We start from the raw sequence: 13,310 nt of genomic DNA, 5'->3' as shown, positions 1-13,310 counted from the left end.
GCGGACTACATAGCGCCCAACAGCTCTGGTATCGGTTACGGCCGATGATCAAGAGCGGGCCTGCCGGCCCGCTCTTTTTTATTGGCCGCGATCCCGGAGGCACAGGGACGGTCCGGGCCGCGAATCCTCCGATGAACGAACCGACAAGCGAAGCGACCGAAGCGCGTATCGTCGTGGAAAGCGGCGTTGCCGCACGCGTGGCGGCGATCGTCGAGCCGGCGATCGCTGATCTCGGCTACCGGTTGGTGCGCGTGCGCGTCACCGGCCAGAACGGCTGCACCGTGCAGATCATGGCCGAACAGCCGGACGGTTCGATGACCGTCGAGGGCTGCGAGGAGATCAGCCAGGCGGTTTCGCCGGTGCTCGATGTCGACGATCCGATCCAGGCAGCCTATCATCTGGAAGTATCGTCTCCGGGGATCGATCGCCCGCTGGTGCGCGCGAGTGATTTTGAGCGCTGGGCCGGGCATCTCGCCAAGATCGAGACGAGCGAGCCTGTCGCCGGTCGCAAGCGTTTCCGCGGCATCCTGCGTGGCGTCGCCGGGAAGGATGCGCTGCTGGCGCGCGACGACGCGAAGAGCGACGAAGAGCGCGATGTCGCGATTCCGATGGCGCTGATCACAGAGGCGCGCCTTGTGTTGACCGATGCGCTGGTCACCGAGTCGCTGCGCCGCGGCAAATCGGGCCTGCCGCCCGAGATGCCGGCGGCCGACGAGATCGCGAGCCCGAAGAAGGGCCGTGGAAAATCGCTGGGGCCGCGCCCGGGCAAGAAGAGCGGACCGGCTCCGCGCGAAACAGACACGGAAGAGGAGTGAGCGCCATGGTCGTCGCCGCTAACAGGCTCGAATGGCTGCAGATCGCGGATGCCGTCGCCCGCGAGAAATCGATCGACCGGCAGATCGTGCTCGACGCGATGGAAGACGCCATCGCCCGCGCCGCCCGCTCGCGCTACGGCGCCGAGACCGATGTCCATGCCGAGATCAACACCAAGACCGGTGAGCTGCGCCTGGCGCGCCATCTCCAGGTCGTCGAGACGGTCGAGAACCCGGCGATCGAGATCACCGTCGACGAGGCCAAGCGCCATAATCCGGCTGCGCAGGTCGGGGATGTCATCGCCGATCCGCTGCCGCCCTTCGATTTCGGTCGCATCGCCGCCCAGTCGGCCAAGCAGGTCATCGTCCAGAAGGTGCGCGAGGCCGAGCGCGACCGTCAGTACGACGAGTACAAGGATCGCATCGGCGAGATCGTCAACGGCGCGGTCAAGCGCGTCGAATACGGCAATGTCTTCGTCGATCTCGGTCGTGGCGAGGCGATCATCCGTCGCGACGAGATGATCCCGCGCGAGACCTTCAAGGTCGGCGACCGGGCTCGCGCCTATGTCTACGACGTGCGCCGCGAGCCGCGTGGCCCGCAGATCTTCCTGTCGCGCACTCATCCGCAGTTCATGGCCAAGCTCTTCGGCCAGGAAGTGCCCGAGATTTACGACGGCATCGTCGAGGTGAAGGCCGTCGCCCGCGACCCCGGCTCGCGCGCCAAGATCGCCGTGATCTCGCGCGATTCCTCGATCGACCCGGTCGGTGCCTGCGTCGGCATGCGCGGCTCGCGCGTGCAGGCCGTGGTCGGCGAGCTTCAGGGCGAGAAGATCGACATCATCCCGTGGTCGCCGGACGTCGCGACCTTCGTCGTCAACGCCCTGCAGCCGGCGGAAGTCGCCAAGGTCGTGCTCGACGAGGAGGCCGACAAGATCGAGGTCGTGGTGCCTGACGAGCAGCTCTCGCTCGCGATCGGCCGTCGCGGCCAGAACGTGCGCCTCGCTTCGCAGCTCACCGGCTGGGACATCGACATCCTCACCGAGCAGGAGGAATCCGAGCGTCGCCAGAAGGAGTTCCTGCAGCGTACCGAGCTGTTCATGAACGCGCTGAACGTCGACGAGACGGTCGGCCAGCTCCTGGCCTCGGAAGGCTTCCGCAATGTCGAGGAGGTCGCCTATGTCGACCTCGCCGAGCTGGCCTCGATCGAGGGCTTCGACGAAGACACGGCAGCGGAGATCCAGAATCGGGCGCAGGAGCACCTCGCCGCCATCGAGGCCGAGCTTGACGAGAAGCGTCGTGCGCTCGGCGTCGAGGACGCCTTGCGCGAGGTCGAGGGCGTCACCACTTCCATGATGGTCGCGCTCGGCGAGAACGACGTGAAGACCGTCGAGGATCTCGCGGGTTGCGCCACCGACGATCTGGTCGGCTGGACCGAGCGCAAGGATGGCGAAGCCGTCCGGCACGCCGGTTATCTCGACGGTTTCGATCTGTCGCGTCAGGATGCCGAGGCCCTGATCATGTCGGCTCGCATCCATGCGGGTTGGATCGAAGCGCCTGCCGAGGAGCCTGAAGCCGAGGCCGGCGAGGCGGCTGAAGCCTGAGCGGAGCGCCCGCGATGAAGGCCGCGGCGCGGAAGGATGGACCGGAACGCAGTTGCGTCGTCACCCGCGCGGTGAAGGCGCCCGACGATCTGATCCGTTTCGTCGCCGGGCCTGACGGAAGGCTGGTGCCCGATCTCCGGTGCAAATTGCCGGGACGGGGCGTCTGGGCGAGTCTCAGCCGCAAGGCAGTGGTCGAGGCGATCCGACGCAAGGCGTTCGAGCGTTCGCTTAAGACGAAGGTCGCGGTTCAGCCGGACCTTCCGGAGATGATCGACGCGCTGATGCTGCGCGATGCGCAGCAGGCGCTGTCGATGGCGAACAAGGCGGGGCTGGTCACTGCCGGCTTCGCCAAGGTCGAGGCGCTGATCGAAACCGGGCGCTGCCGCGCCGTGATCGCGGCGAGTGACGGGGCCGAGGATGGCAAGCGCAAGATCGGCCAGGCTATCCGGCGGGCCGAGGCGGCGCGCGAGAGCGAGGGTCTCAAGGCCCGTGATATGCCCGTTGTCGCGATTTTCACGGCGGCGGATTTGGAATTGGCGTTGGGGCGGGCACATGTGATACATGCCGCGCTTGCTCCGGGACCGGCGGCCGAGGGTGTACTCTCCCGCTGGCGTCGGCTCGTCCGTTACCGGACGGACGATACCGCCGCATCCGACCAGAACGAACCCGAAGTTACGACCGAACCGGCAGGACCGAACGCGGAATGACCGATACCAAGACCCCGGGCGACAAGACTCTCACCGTCAACCCGCCCAAGACCCTGTCGCTGAAGCGGCCTGTCGAGCAGAGCACTGTTCGCCAGAGCTTCTCGCATGGGCGCTCGAAGCAGGTGGTCGTGGAGGTCAAGCGCCGCGTCCCTGGGCATGAGGTCAAGGAGCCCGTCGCGCCGCGTGCGCCGCAGGCACCCGCCCAGCAGCCCGCTCCCCGGCCCGCCGCCCCGGCTCAGCCCGCTGCTCCGCAGCGCCCGGCCGGCAGCATGCTGCTGCGCACCCTCTCCGACGAGGAGAAGGATGCCCGCCAGCGCGCGCTCGCCGAAGCCCGCAGCTCCGAAGCCGAGGCGCGCCGCGCCGCGGAGGAGGACGCCCGCCAGCGTGCCCAGGCCGCCGAGCGCGAGCGCCAGGAGCGTGAGGCCGCCGCGGCTCGCCAGCGCCAGGAGGAGGAGCGTCGCCGCCAGGAGGACGACCAGAAGCGTCGCGCCGAGAGCGCTTTGCGTCAGCGCGAAGAGCAGGCTGCCCGCCCGGCTGCGCCCCCGCCGCCGGCACAACCGCGCGAATCCGCCCCGCCGCCCGCCCAGCAGGCTCCGGCGCCGCAGCCGACGCAGTATTATGGCCGCCCGGCTCCCTCGGGTCCGCGTGAGTTCACTTCGCGCGCTCCGGGAGGTCGCGATGTCGGCTCGCGCCCGCCGCGGCTTGATTCGCGTCCGCCGCGCTCCGATTCGCCGCGTCCGCCGCGCATCGATTCCTCGGCTCCGGCCGAACCGGCCGTCGCCCGTCCGACCCGCCAGGCGCCGCCGTCCTCCGGCGCGCCGCGCAACCGTTCGGATGGTGATGTCGATGTCCGGGCGGCCTTCCGCCGCGCCGGTGTCGGTGCTGGCGCCGGTCGCGGACCGGCTCCGGCCGCGCCGAAGACGCCCAAGAGCACCAATGACCGGCCGCGCGGCCGCCTGACGCTCGCGACCGCCACCGGTGGTGACGACGAGCGCACGCGCTCGGTCGCCTCGTTCCGCCGGCGCGTGCAGCGCATGACCGGCCACCGGGCTTCCGACGTGCAGAAAGAGCGCGTGATGCGCGAGGTGATCATCCCCGAGACGATCACCATCCAAGAACTCGCGAACCGCATGACAGAGCGCGGCGTCGACGTCATCCGCCTGCTGATGAAGCAGGGCGCGATGCACAAGATCACCGACGTGATCGATGCCGACACCGCCCAGCTCATCGCCGAGGAAATGGGCCATACCGTCAAGCGTGTCGCCGAATCCGACGTCGAGGAAGGCCTGTTCGACACGCCGGACACCGACGAGACCCTGGAGCCGCGCCCGTCGGTCGTGACCATCATGGGCCATGTCGACCACGGCAAGACCTCGCTGCTCGACGCGATCCGCAAGACCAAGGTCGTTACCGGCGAGGCCGGCGGCATCACCCAGCATATCGGCGCCTATCAGGTGACGACGCCGCTGGGCTCGAAAGTGACCTTCATCGACACGCCCGGCCACGCCGCCTTCACGGCGATGCGCGCCCGCGGCGCCAAGGTGACGGATATCGTCGTGCTGGTGGTGGCGGCCGATGACGGCGTCATGCCGCAGACGGCCGAGGCTATCAATCACGCCAAGGCGGCCGGTGTTCCGCTGATCGTCGCGATCAACAAGGTCGACAAGGCCGACGCCAATCCCGACCGCGTCCGCGCCGAGCTGCTCCAGTACGAGATCCAGGTCGAAACCCTGGGCGGTGAGACGCTCGAGGTCGAGGTCTCCGCCAAGACCGGCCACAACCTCGACAAGCTGCTCGAGGCGATCTCGCTGCAGGCCGAGCTGCTCGACCTCAAGGCCAACCCGCATCGCGCGGCCGAAGGCACGGTCATCGAGGCCAAGCTCGATCGGGGTCGCGGCCCGGTCGCGACCGTTCTCGTCCAGCGCGGCACGCTGCGCACCGGCGACATCGTCGTGGCGGGCGCCGAATGGGGCCGTGTCCGTGCGCTCATCGCCGATACCGGCGCGCAGGTGAAGGAGGCTCCGCCCTCCATGCCGGTCGAGGTTCTCGGCTTCAACGGCACGCCCGAGGCCGGCGACCGCGTCGCTGTGGTCGAGTCGGAGGCCCGCGCCCGCGAGATCACCGATTACCGTGAGCGTCAGCGCCGCGATCGCCTCGCCGCTCGCGGTGCGGCTTCGGGCGCCGGCCGTTCGCTCGCCGAGATGATGCGCGAGCTCAAGGAAGGCGCCGGCCGCAAGGAGTTCCCGCTCGTCGTCAAGGGCGACGTGCAGGGCTCGGTCGAAGCCATCGTCGGTGCGCTCGAGAAGGTCGGCAATGACGAGGTGCGCGCCCGCGTGCTCTCCTCGGGCGTTGGCGCCATCACCGAGTCGGACATCACCCTCGCCCAGGCTTCGGGCGCGGTCGTGGTCGGCTTCAACGTCCGTGCGCACAAGGAAGCGCGCGAGGCGGCGGAGCGGGCCGGCGTCGAGATCCGCTACTACAACATCATCTACAACCTCATGGATGATGTGAAGGACGCGATGTCGGGCCTGCTGGCGCCGACCCTGCGCGAGACCATGCTCGGCAATGCCGACATCCTCGAGATCTTCAACGTTTCGAAGGTCGGCAAGGTCGCCGGCTGCCGCGTCTCCGACGGCACCATCGAACGTGGCGCCCATGTCCGGCTCATCCGCGACAACGTCGTGGTCCACGAAGGCAAGCTCTCGCAGCTCAAGCGCTTCAAGGACGACGTCAAGGAAGTCGTGGCCGGCCAGGATTGCGGCATGGCCTTCGAGAGCTATCAGGACATGCGCGTCGGCGACGTGATCGAGTGCTATCGCGTCGAGGAGATCAAGCGCAGCCTCTGAGGCTGCGCTTCCTGAACCAGCACGTCATGGCCGGGTCCGCCCGGCCATCTCGTCACAAGAAGAGCGCGTCCGGCGCCTCGTCGTTGAAGAGATGGGAGGGCTCGTCCCGACCATGACGTTTGATCCGGTCCGATCCCGGAGAAACGAGACTTATGGCCAAACCAGCAAAACCCTCCGGTCCGTCCCAGCGGCAATTGCGCGTCGGCGAACTGATCCGCCACGCGCTCGCCGAGATGCTCGCGCGTGGCGACATCCATGACGACGTCCTCGCAAGCCATGTCGTCACCGTTCCCGAGGTGCGCCTCTCGCCCGATCTCAAGCTCGCCACGGCCTACATCATGCCGCTCGGCGGGCAGGACGTTGCGCCGGTGCTCAAGGCACTCGAGGCCAACAAGCGCTATCTGCGCGGCGAGATTGCCCATCGCGTGAATCTCAAATACGCGCCGGATATCCGCTTCCGCGCCGATGAAAGCTTCGCCGAGGCCGAGCGCATCGACGCGCTGCTGGATTCCGAGAAGGTTCGCCGCGACACGCTGCGCCAGCCCCTGAAGATCGATCAAGACGACGACCGTGACGATGACCACTGAGAGCAACCCGCAAGCCGCCGAGACCCGCGAGGAAGCCCCGGTACCGCGCCCGAAGAAGCGCGACGTCCATGGCTGGGTAGTGCTCGACAAGCCGGTTGGCATGACCTCGACCCATGCGGTTGCCGTGGTGAAGCGTGCCTTCTCGGCTCGCAAGGCCGGTCATGCCGGCACGCTCGACCCGCTGGCCTCCGGCCTGCTGCCGATCGCGCTCGGCGAAGCGACCAAGACGGTTCCCTTCGTCATGGACGGCCGCAAGGCCTATCAGTTCACCGTCGCCTGGGGCACGCAGACCAATACCGACGACACTGAGGGCAGCGTCATCGCGACCTCCGACAAGCGTCCGGACGAAGCTGCCATCGCAGCACTCCTGCCCCGCTTCACCGGCACGATCCTGCAGACGCCGCCGAAATTCTCCGCGATCAAGATCGCGGGCGAGCGCGCCTATGACCTCGCCCGCGACGGTGAGGAGGTCGAGCTGGAGGCGAGGCCCGTCGAGATCGATGCGCTTTCCATCGTCAGCCATGACGGTGCTACCACGACTTTCGAGGCCGAATGCGGCAAGGGCACCTATGTCCGCGCCATCGCCCGCGACCTCGGCCTTGCGCTCGGCTGCCTCGGCCATGTCGCGCATCTGCGTCGCACCCGCGTCGGCCCTTTCACGGTCGCCGAGGCCGCCGGTGTCGAAACCTTGCGGGAAAGCCCGGAGAGCGCGCTGGCGGCATTGCGGCCGGTCAAGGCGGCGCTGACCCTCATTCCCGAGATCGTCATCCATCGGGACGCAGCCAACCGCCTCAAACGCGGCCAGAGTGCGCTGCTGCGCGGTGCCGGAGCCCCTGTCGAGCTGGCGGCCGCCTATGCGACCTGTGCCGGCACGCTGATCGCGACCGGCTCGGTCGAGAACGGCGAGTTCGTTCCGCATCGCGTCTTCAATCTCTGAGGGCGGCGTCGCGGCGGAATGGCTGAAGGCCGCAGACGGAACCGATCTCGGAGCCAGCAGGGTCAACCGGTTCAGGACGGCAGGCTCGTCTTCTGGCGGATCGGATGCATCTTCGGCATCGTCGCGGTCGTCCTCGCGACCACCTGCTTCTTCAGCTATCGGCAGAACCGGAAGCTGCAGGCGCTCGCGGATCATGCCGCGGGCAAGGTCGTCGAGCTGCGGCGGGACGGCGATTCCACCTATCGTCCGGTGGTGAGCTTCCGTACCGCGCAGGGTCAGGCGGTCACATTCGCCACGTCCTGGGCCACGAATCCGCCCGCCTACCGCGTGGGCGACTCGGTGAACGTGCTCTATGACGCTGCGGCGCCTGATCAGGCCCGGATCGACGGTTTCCTCGCGTTCTGGGCGGGAACTCTGATCCTGGGCTTCGTCGCCAGCGTCTTCGGACTGTTGTGTGTGACCCTGATGATCGTCGCGAAGAAAGGGTGAGCCCCGGCGGGGGCTCAGGCTGCCCGCTGCAGCCCGTCCCGTGCCCAGATCTTGCCCAGCGCCGCCACCAGCCGGTCGATATCGGCATCGGAATGGAAGGGCGATGGCGTGATCCTGAGCCGCTCCGTGCCACGCGGCACGGTCGGATAGTTGATCGGCTGGACATAGATGTCGAAGCGCGCCAGCAACTCATCGCTGATCGCCTTGCAGGCCTTCGCCTCGCCGACCATCACCGGCACGATATGGCTGGGATTGGGCAGATGCGGGATCCCGGCTGCGTCGAGCTTGCGGCGCAGCGCCTGGACGCGGTCCTGCTGACGCTCGCGTTCGGCGGAGCTTTCCTTGAGATGGCGGATCGCCGCGATGGCGCCGGCCGCCACGGCCGGCGGCAGCGAACTCGAGAAGATGAAGCCCGAGGCGAAGCTGCGGACGAAGTCGCAGAGCGCGGCCGAGCCGGCGATGTAGCCGCCGATCACGCCGTAGGACTTCGCCAGCGTGCCCTGGATCAGGGTCAGCCGATCGGTCAGCCCCTCGCGCTCCGAGACGCCGCCGCCGCGCGGTCCGTAGAGCCCGACGGCATGGACCTCGTCGCAATAGGTCATGGCGCCGAACTCGTCGGCGATGTCGCAGAACTCCTTGATGGGGGCGATGTCGCCGTCCATCGAATAAACCGACTCGAAGGCGATCAGCTTGGGGCGCTCCGGATCGAGCGCAGCGAGCTTTCGGCGCAGATCGGCCGGGTCGTTATGGGCGAAGATATGCTTCTCGACGCGCGAATGCCGGATGCCCTCGATCATCGAAGCGTGGTTGAGGCCGTCGGTCAGGATAACGCAGCCGGGAATGCGCGTGGCGAGGGTCGAAAGCGAAGCCCAGTTCGCCATATAGCCCGAATTGAAGATCAGCGCGGCTTCCTTGCCATGCAGGTCGGCGAGCTCGCGCTCCAGCAGGACATGGTAGTGGTTGGTGCCGCCGATATTGCGCGTGCCGCCGGCGCCCGCACCGCTGCCGTCGAGCGCCTGATGCATCGCCGCGAGCACCTTCGGATGCTGGCCCATGCCGAGATAGTCGTTCGAGCACCAGACGGTGACGTCACGCGGCCCGTTCTCGCCGTGAAAGGTTGCTGTCGGGAAACGGCCGACCTGACGCTCCAGATCGGCGAAGACGCGGTAGCGGCCTTCGCTGCGCAGCCCGTCCAGTTCCTTGCGGAAGAAAGTCTCGAAATCCATCGCCAGCCTCCTGCGGCGCGCCTTTCCTAGGCCGTTTGACCCGACTGCGGAATGGCACGCGGTGTCGCGGCTGGAATCTTTCTATTTCGAACGTTCGGCGAGTTCCAGCAGCGTTTCCAGCAGGACCTTGATGGCGATACCGGCATCGGCCTCGGTCATGTTCTCGAGGGGTGAGTGGCTGATGCCCTTCTCGTTGCGCACGAACAGCATGGCGGCCGGAGCGATGGCGGCCACCGCCATCGCGTCGTGCCCGGCGCCTGAGGGCAGTCGCCGCGCTGAGAGGTTGCTGCCCGTGCGGGCCATGCCGGCCGCGAACGCCTCCTGCAGGCGCGGCTCCATCGGCACGGCTTCGGCCCGGGCATAGGGCACGATTTCGAGCCCGACCCCGCGCCGCGCCGCAATGGCGCCGAAACGTTCATGGATGGCCGCCTCCATCGCCGCGAGCGTCTCGTTCTTCGGCGCGCGGTAGTCGATGGTGAATTCGGCGGCCCCGGGCACGACATTGGTCGCGCCGGGCTCGGGCCGCAGCACGCCGACAGTGCCGACGGCAAGCTCATGTCCAGCCGCGATCTCTTCGAGGGCGAGCGCCATCTCGGCGGCGGCGGTCAGCGCGTCCTTGCGCAGCGCCATCGGCACGGTGCCGGCATGCCCCGCCTCGCCGGTGACGCGCACGCGCGCCCGGCTCTGGGCATTGATGGCGGTAACGATGCCGACCGCCTCGTCCTCGGCCTCGAGCACCGGCCCCTGCTCGATATGGACTTCGAGATAGGCCTGGATCGAGCCCGGCTTGCGGGCGAGCGCCGCGATGCCGGCCGGATTGCCGCCGAAGGCGACGAGCGCGTCGGAGAGCTTCACGCCCTCGCTGTCGCGGGCGTCGAGCCAGGCCGGATCATAGGCGCCGGCGAGCGCCTCGGACGTCGATAGATGCGTCGGGAAGCGGACATTCTCCTCGTCGCCGAAGGCGATGACTTCCAGTGGAAAGGGCAGGCTGATCCCGGCGTCGCGCAACGCCTGCGCCGCCAGGATGCCGGCAACGACGCCGAGATTGCCGTCGAAGCGCCCGCCATCCTTCACCGTATCGATATGCGAGCCGATCAGCACTGCTGGCGCGCCCGGCAGGCTGCCCTCGCGCCGGCCCTGAACGGAGCCGGCCGCGTCGACGAAGGCGGTGAGGCCCGCCACCTCCATTGCGCCCTTGACCCATTCCGCCGCCTGCTTGTGGGCGGGCGAGAGATAGAGCCGCGTCAGCTTGCCCGGCTCGTCGGAAAAACGGTTCAAACCGGCGAGTGCGGCGAAGGCACGGGCGCCGAGGACGGCGGCGGAAGGGAGCGTCTGCGTCATGCCGCGACGTTAGTGCAGGATGCGAAAAAGTGAGAACCGGTTTTTCGCAAAGATCCTGTTCTAACTCTGCGCGGCATCCGGGTTGCAGCGCTGCATCACGCGCGAGGCGGCCGTGACCCCGGCAAGTGAGAAGGTGTAGCTCGTGGCATTGCCGCGGGCCGAGCGTGCCTCGAGCACCATGTCGTCGCCGGCGCGCATCGCCGCGAGCAGCGCGGGCTCGCGCTCGAGCCGCTCGAGCCAGGCATTGTTGCCCTCGGTCAGCATGCGGAAGCTATCGTCGCCGATGGTGACGGTGACGACCGAGTTCTTGGCGAAGTCGTAACCGGTCTGGAAGCTCGATTCCGTATTGCTGCCGCTACCGCTGGTCTGAACGAAGAAAAACACCTCCCCATGGCGCAGGCTGGAAGGTTCCTCGGCCGACGGCTTGCTCATGATGAAGCAACGCTGTGTATCACCCTGCGCGTAAGTGGCGGCGCTCCAATCGCTGAACTGTCCGAGCGATTTGGCAGTGACGGCGTGAGCTGCCGAGGTTGTCAGAAGGGCAAGGGTGGTCGCCGTGAGCGCCATCTTGATCATCGTTCATCTCCTTTCGAGCTTTCAGGGTGGAAAGAAGAATCTTACCGAGGCGTAAACATGATCAAGAAAACTGTGCGTCGATCTGGCGCGGGGGCCTGATCGCTCCGCATTTGGGAGCGGAGTCGAGGCCCTCCGCCGGGAAAGGAAGCCGGAAGGGTCCCCGGCCCCGCGAGATTGTGATCGGCGGGCAGAGGCTGCCCGTCCGCTGTCTCAGTAGGTTGCGCGGCCGCCGGACAGGTCGAAGACGCCGGCGGTGGTGAAGCTGTTCTCGGCCGAGGCGAGGAAGGCGACCATCGAGGCGACCTCTTCCGGCAGCAGGAAGCGCCCGCGCGGGATCTTCGCGAGCATGTAGCCGATATGCTCCTCGCTCATCTGGTCGAAAATGCGGGTGCGCGCCGCTGCCGGGGTAATGCAGTTCACCGCGATATCCTTCTCGGCCAGCTCCTTGCCGAGCGATTTGGTCAGCGCGATCACCGCCGCCTTCGAGGCCGAGTAGGCCGAGGCGTTAGGGTTGCCTTCCTTGCCGGCGATGGAGGCAACGAGGACGATGCGGCCGTAATTGCGCTTGACCATGCCGGGGATCACCGAGCGGCAGCAATGCAACGTGCCGTCGACATTGAGCCGCATCACGCGGGCCCAGTCCTCCAGCGGGTATTCCCAGGTCTTGTGATTGGGCCCGGCGATGCCGGCGCTGGTGACGAGGATGTCGATGCTGCCGTGCTTGGCCTCGAGCGCGTCGCTCGCGGCCTGAACGGCGGCGGCATCGGTGACATCGACGGCGAAGCCGGCCGCGCCATGGCCGATCTCGGCCGCGGCCGTTTCGGCGAGGGCGCCGTCGACGTCCCAGATCGCCACGGTCGCGCCGCTGGCTGCGAAGCGCTCGGCTACGGCGCGGCCAATTCCCTGCGCACCGCCCGTCACGATGGCGACGCGCTTGGTTAAATCGATTTGGTTCATTCGGGCAGCCTCCCAGCAGTTGTTCGCCGAAGCCTAGCGGGCGGCGTCGCCGGCGGCCAGAGGCGAAGGCGCGAGCCTGCGACTGCTGCGGGGCCGCTATGCAATCTGTTGATAACCCACCCTCGACATTGCGTCCGCGGAAGCGTTTCCGATCGTTTCGAAACGATACGGAAATAGTCGGTTCGTGCCACCTTGCGACAGATCCGCTACTTCGACCTGGAAAAGGCGAGGAGTGAAAGTTAAACTTTCGTTTCGGATTGAAACAAGACATTGGGTTTGCTTGAGCAATGTAGTTAATTGTCTCTATCGAACAGGGTGAAGGCTATATTCACCTTTCACTTGACTTTATCTTGACCCGGGCGCTGGTTCGGCGAAGACATTCCGCCGCCATGAGCTTGCCTCTGTTCTCTGGACCGAAAACGATCGTGCCTGCAGCACTCTCCATCTCCCTTGCGAGCGACGCCGAGAGCCGCAGGCGCCAGGGCTACGCCAAGCGCGACATCGGCGGCATCGGCATCGCCGTGATCCATCGTGACGCGGCGATTGCGGAGCTGCGTGAGGCGATCGTCGGGGGCGGCCACGTCAAGCTCGCCTTCTGCAACGCCAATCTGGTCAATGTCGCGAGCGGCGACGCTGCCCTGCGGCGCAGCCTTTCGACCTTCCTCGTTCTGGCAGACGGGATCGGCGTCGATCTCGGCAGCTGGCTCCTGCACGGCATGGCGTTCCCCGCCAATCTGAACGGCACGGATTTCTTCCCGGCCTTCTTTGCCGGAGAGGCACGGTCGTTGACCGTTGGCCTGCTTGGCGGCCGCCCGGGCGTGGCCGATCGCGCGGTCGAGCAGCTTGCCCGGCGCTATCCGCAGCATCGCTTCAAGGTCGTCTCGCACGGCTATTACGCCCCCGAGGACGAAGGCCGGCTGCTTGACGGCCTCAAGGCCGATCGTCCCGACCTGCTGCTCGTCGCGATGGGCAATCCGCTGCAGGAGCGCTTCATCGCCAGCAGGCTGAGCGTCCAGCATTGCGCCGTTGCCGCGGGTGTCGGCGCGCTGTTCGATTTCTTCGCCGGCGAGGTGCCGCGCGCTCCAGAGGCGATCCGCCAGGCTCGTCTCGAATGGCTCTACCGGCTCTGGCTGGAGCCGCGTCGGCTCTGGCGCCGCTATGTGCTCGGCAATCCGGCGTTCGTGATGCGAATGACCCGGCAATATCTCGCCGGCGTTCGGTAGCGCGGTCG

12 protein-coding genes are annotated in these 13,310 nt (G+C 67.3%); 8 read left to right on the top strand and 4 right to left on the bottom strand.

Annotation, left to right across the window (positions count from 1 at the left end):
* Positions 1 to 131: 131 nt before the first annotated feature.
* The 7 genes from rimP (at position 132) to CE453_RS02365 (ending at position 7,979) form a co-directional block, all read left to right on the top strand.
* A complete protein-coding gene (gene rimP, locus CE453_RS02395) occupies positions 132 to 815 on the top strand; it encodes a ribosome maturation factor RimP (RefSeq protein WP_089177650.1) in 684 nt (227 codons plus the stop codon).
* A 5-nt stretch (positions 816 to 820) separates the two neighbouring features.
* Positions 821 to 2,413 carry a transcription termination factor NusA gene (gene nusA, locus CE453_RS02390; RefSeq protein WP_089173138.1) on the top strand — a complete coding sequence of 531 codons (1,593 nt, stop codon included), beginning with the start codon at positions 821 to 823 and terminating at the stop codon, positions 2,411 to 2,413.
* 14 nt (positions 2,414 to 2,427) lie between these two features.
* Complete coding sequence (locus tag CE453_RS02385) at positions 2,428 to 3,120, top strand: RNA-binding protein (RefSeq protein WP_089173137.1); 693 nt, start codon at positions 2,428 to 2,430, stop codon at positions 3,118 to 3,120.
* Positions 3,117 to 5,966 carry a translation initiation factor IF-2 gene (gene infB, locus CE453_RS02380; protein WP_089173136.1) on the top strand — a complete coding sequence of 950 codons (2,850 nt, stop codon included), beginning with the start codon at positions 3,117 to 3,119 and terminating at the stop codon, positions 5,964 to 5,966. The genes CE453_RS02385 and infB overlap by 4 nt, the downstream gene beginning before the upstream one ends.
* A gap of 152 nt (positions 5,967 to 6,118) precedes the next feature.
* Positions 6,119 to 6,553: a 30S ribosome-binding factor RbfA gene (gene rbfA, locus CE453_RS02375; protein WP_089173135.1), complete on the top strand. Its 435-nt coding sequence runs from the start codon at positions 6,119 to 6,121 to the stop codon at positions 6,551 to 6,553.
* On the top strand, positions 6,543 to 7,490 hold the full coding sequence (gene truB / locus CE453_RS02370; protein WP_089173134.1) for a tRNA pseudouridine(55) synthase TruB: 948 nt from the start codon (positions 6,543 to 6,545) through the stop codon (positions 7,488 to 7,490). Before rbfA ends, truB begins: the two co-directional genes overlap by 11 nt.
* 18 nt (positions 7,491 to 7,508) lie before the next feature.
* Positions 7,509 to 7,979 carry a DUF3592 domain-containing protein gene (locus CE453_RS02365; protein WP_089173133.1) on the top strand — a complete coding sequence of 157 codons (471 nt, stop codon included), beginning with the start codon at positions 7,509 to 7,511 and terminating at the stop codon, positions 7,977 to 7,979.
* A 14-nt stretch (positions 7,980 to 7,993) separates the two neighbouring features.
* On the opposite strand, the gene hemA is transcribed toward CE453_RS02365, so the two are convergent.
* The 4 genes from hemA to CE453_RS02345 all read right to left on the bottom strand — a co-directional run bounded on the left by hemA (position 7,994) and on the right by CE453_RS02345 (position 12,079).
* Entirely contained in the window at positions 7,994 to 9,205 is a 1,212-nt protein-coding gene (gene hemA / locus CE453_RS02360) for a 5-aminolevulinate synthase (RefSeq protein ID WP_089173132.1), read from the bottom strand.
* A gap of 81 nt (positions 9,206 to 9,286) precedes the next feature.
* Entirely contained in the window at positions 9,287 to 10,546 is a 1,260-nt protein-coding gene (locus tag CE453_RS02355) for an allantoate amidohydrolase (RefSeq protein ID WP_089173131.1), read from the bottom strand.
* Positions 10,547 to 10,606: 60 nt separating this feature from the next.
* Positions 10,607 to 11,122, bottom strand: a complete 516-nt coding sequence (locus CE453_RS02350; RefSeq protein WP_248307916.1) for an invasion associated locus B family protein — start codon at positions 11,120 to 11,122, stop codon at positions 10,607 to 10,609.
* Positions 11,123 to 11,332: 210 nt separating this feature from the next.
* Positions 11,333 to 12,079: an SDR family NAD(P)-dependent oxidoreductase gene (locus CE453_RS02345; RefSeq protein ID WP_089173130.1), complete on the bottom strand. Its 747-nt coding sequence runs from the start codon at positions 12,077 to 12,079 to the stop codon at positions 11,333 to 11,335.
* 389 nt (positions 12,080 to 12,468) lie between these two features.
* Here CE453_RS02345 and CE453_RS02340 point away from each other — a divergent pair, with 389 nt between their 5' ends.
* On the top strand, positions 12,469 to 13,302 hold the full coding sequence (locus CE453_RS02340; RefSeq protein WP_089173129.1) for a WecB/TagA/CpsF family glycosyltransferase: 834 nt from the start codon (positions 12,469 to 12,471) through the stop codon (positions 13,300 to 13,302).
* The last annotated feature ends 8 nt before the right edge of the window (positions 13,303 to 13,310 follow it).

Source organism: Bosea sp. AS-1, from assembly GCF_002220095.1.
Classification (GTDB): Bacteria; Pseudomonadota; Alphaproteobacteria; order Rhizobiales; family Beijerinckiaceae; genus Allobosea.
Note: the sequence above shows the minus strand (reverse complement) of the source record. Positions and strands in the feature narration are given on the sequence as shown.

Bases quoted from the DNA above. Each gene is read 5' to 3' on its own strand.
- CE453_RS02345 (WP_089173130.1), bottom strand. From the start codon at position 12,079: ATGAACCAAATCGATTTAACCAAGCGCGTCGCCATCGTGACGGGCGGT.
- truB (WP_089173134.1), top strand. From the start codon at position 6,543: ATGACCACTGAGAGCAACCCGCAAGCCGCCGAGACCCGCGAGGAAGCC.
- CE453_RS02355 (WP_089173131.1), bottom strand. From the start codon at position 10,546: ATGACGCAGACGCTCCCTTCCGCCGCCGTCCTCGGCGCCCGTGCCTTC.
- infB (WP_089173136.1), top strand. From the start codon at position 3,117: ATGACCGATACCAAGACCCCGGGCGACAAGACTCTCACCGTCAACCCG.
- CE453_RS02350 (WP_248307916.1), bottom strand. From the start codon at position 11,122: ATGATCAAGATGGCGCTCACGGCGACCACCCTTGCCCTTCTGACAACC.
- rbfA (WP_089173135.1), top strand. From the start codon at position 6,119: ATGGCCAAACCAGCAAAACCCTCCGGTCCGTCCCAGCGGCAATTGCGC.
- CE453_RS02340 (WP_089173129.1), top strand. From the start codon at position 12,469: ATGAGCTTGCCTCTGTTCTCTGGACCGAAAACGATCGTGCCTGCAGCA.
- CE453_RS02385 (WP_089173137.1), top strand. From the start codon at position 2,428: ATGAAGGCCGCGGCGCGGAAGGATGGACCGGAACGCAGTTGCGTCGTC.
- nusA (WP_089173138.1), top strand. From the start codon at position 821: ATGGTCGTCGCCGCTAACAGGCTCGAATGGCTGCAGATCGCGGATGCC.
- CE453_RS02365 (WP_089173133.1), top strand. From the start codon at position 7,509: ATGGCTGAAGGCCGCAGACGGAACCGATCTCGGAGCCAGCAGGGTCAA.
- rimP (WP_089177650.1), top strand. From the start codon at position 132: ATGAACGAACCGACAAGCGAAGCGACCGAAGCGCGTATCGTCGTGGAA.
- hemA (WP_089173132.1), bottom strand. From the start codon at position 9,205: ATGGATTTCGAGACTTTCTTCCGCAAGGAACTGGACGGGCTGCGCAGC.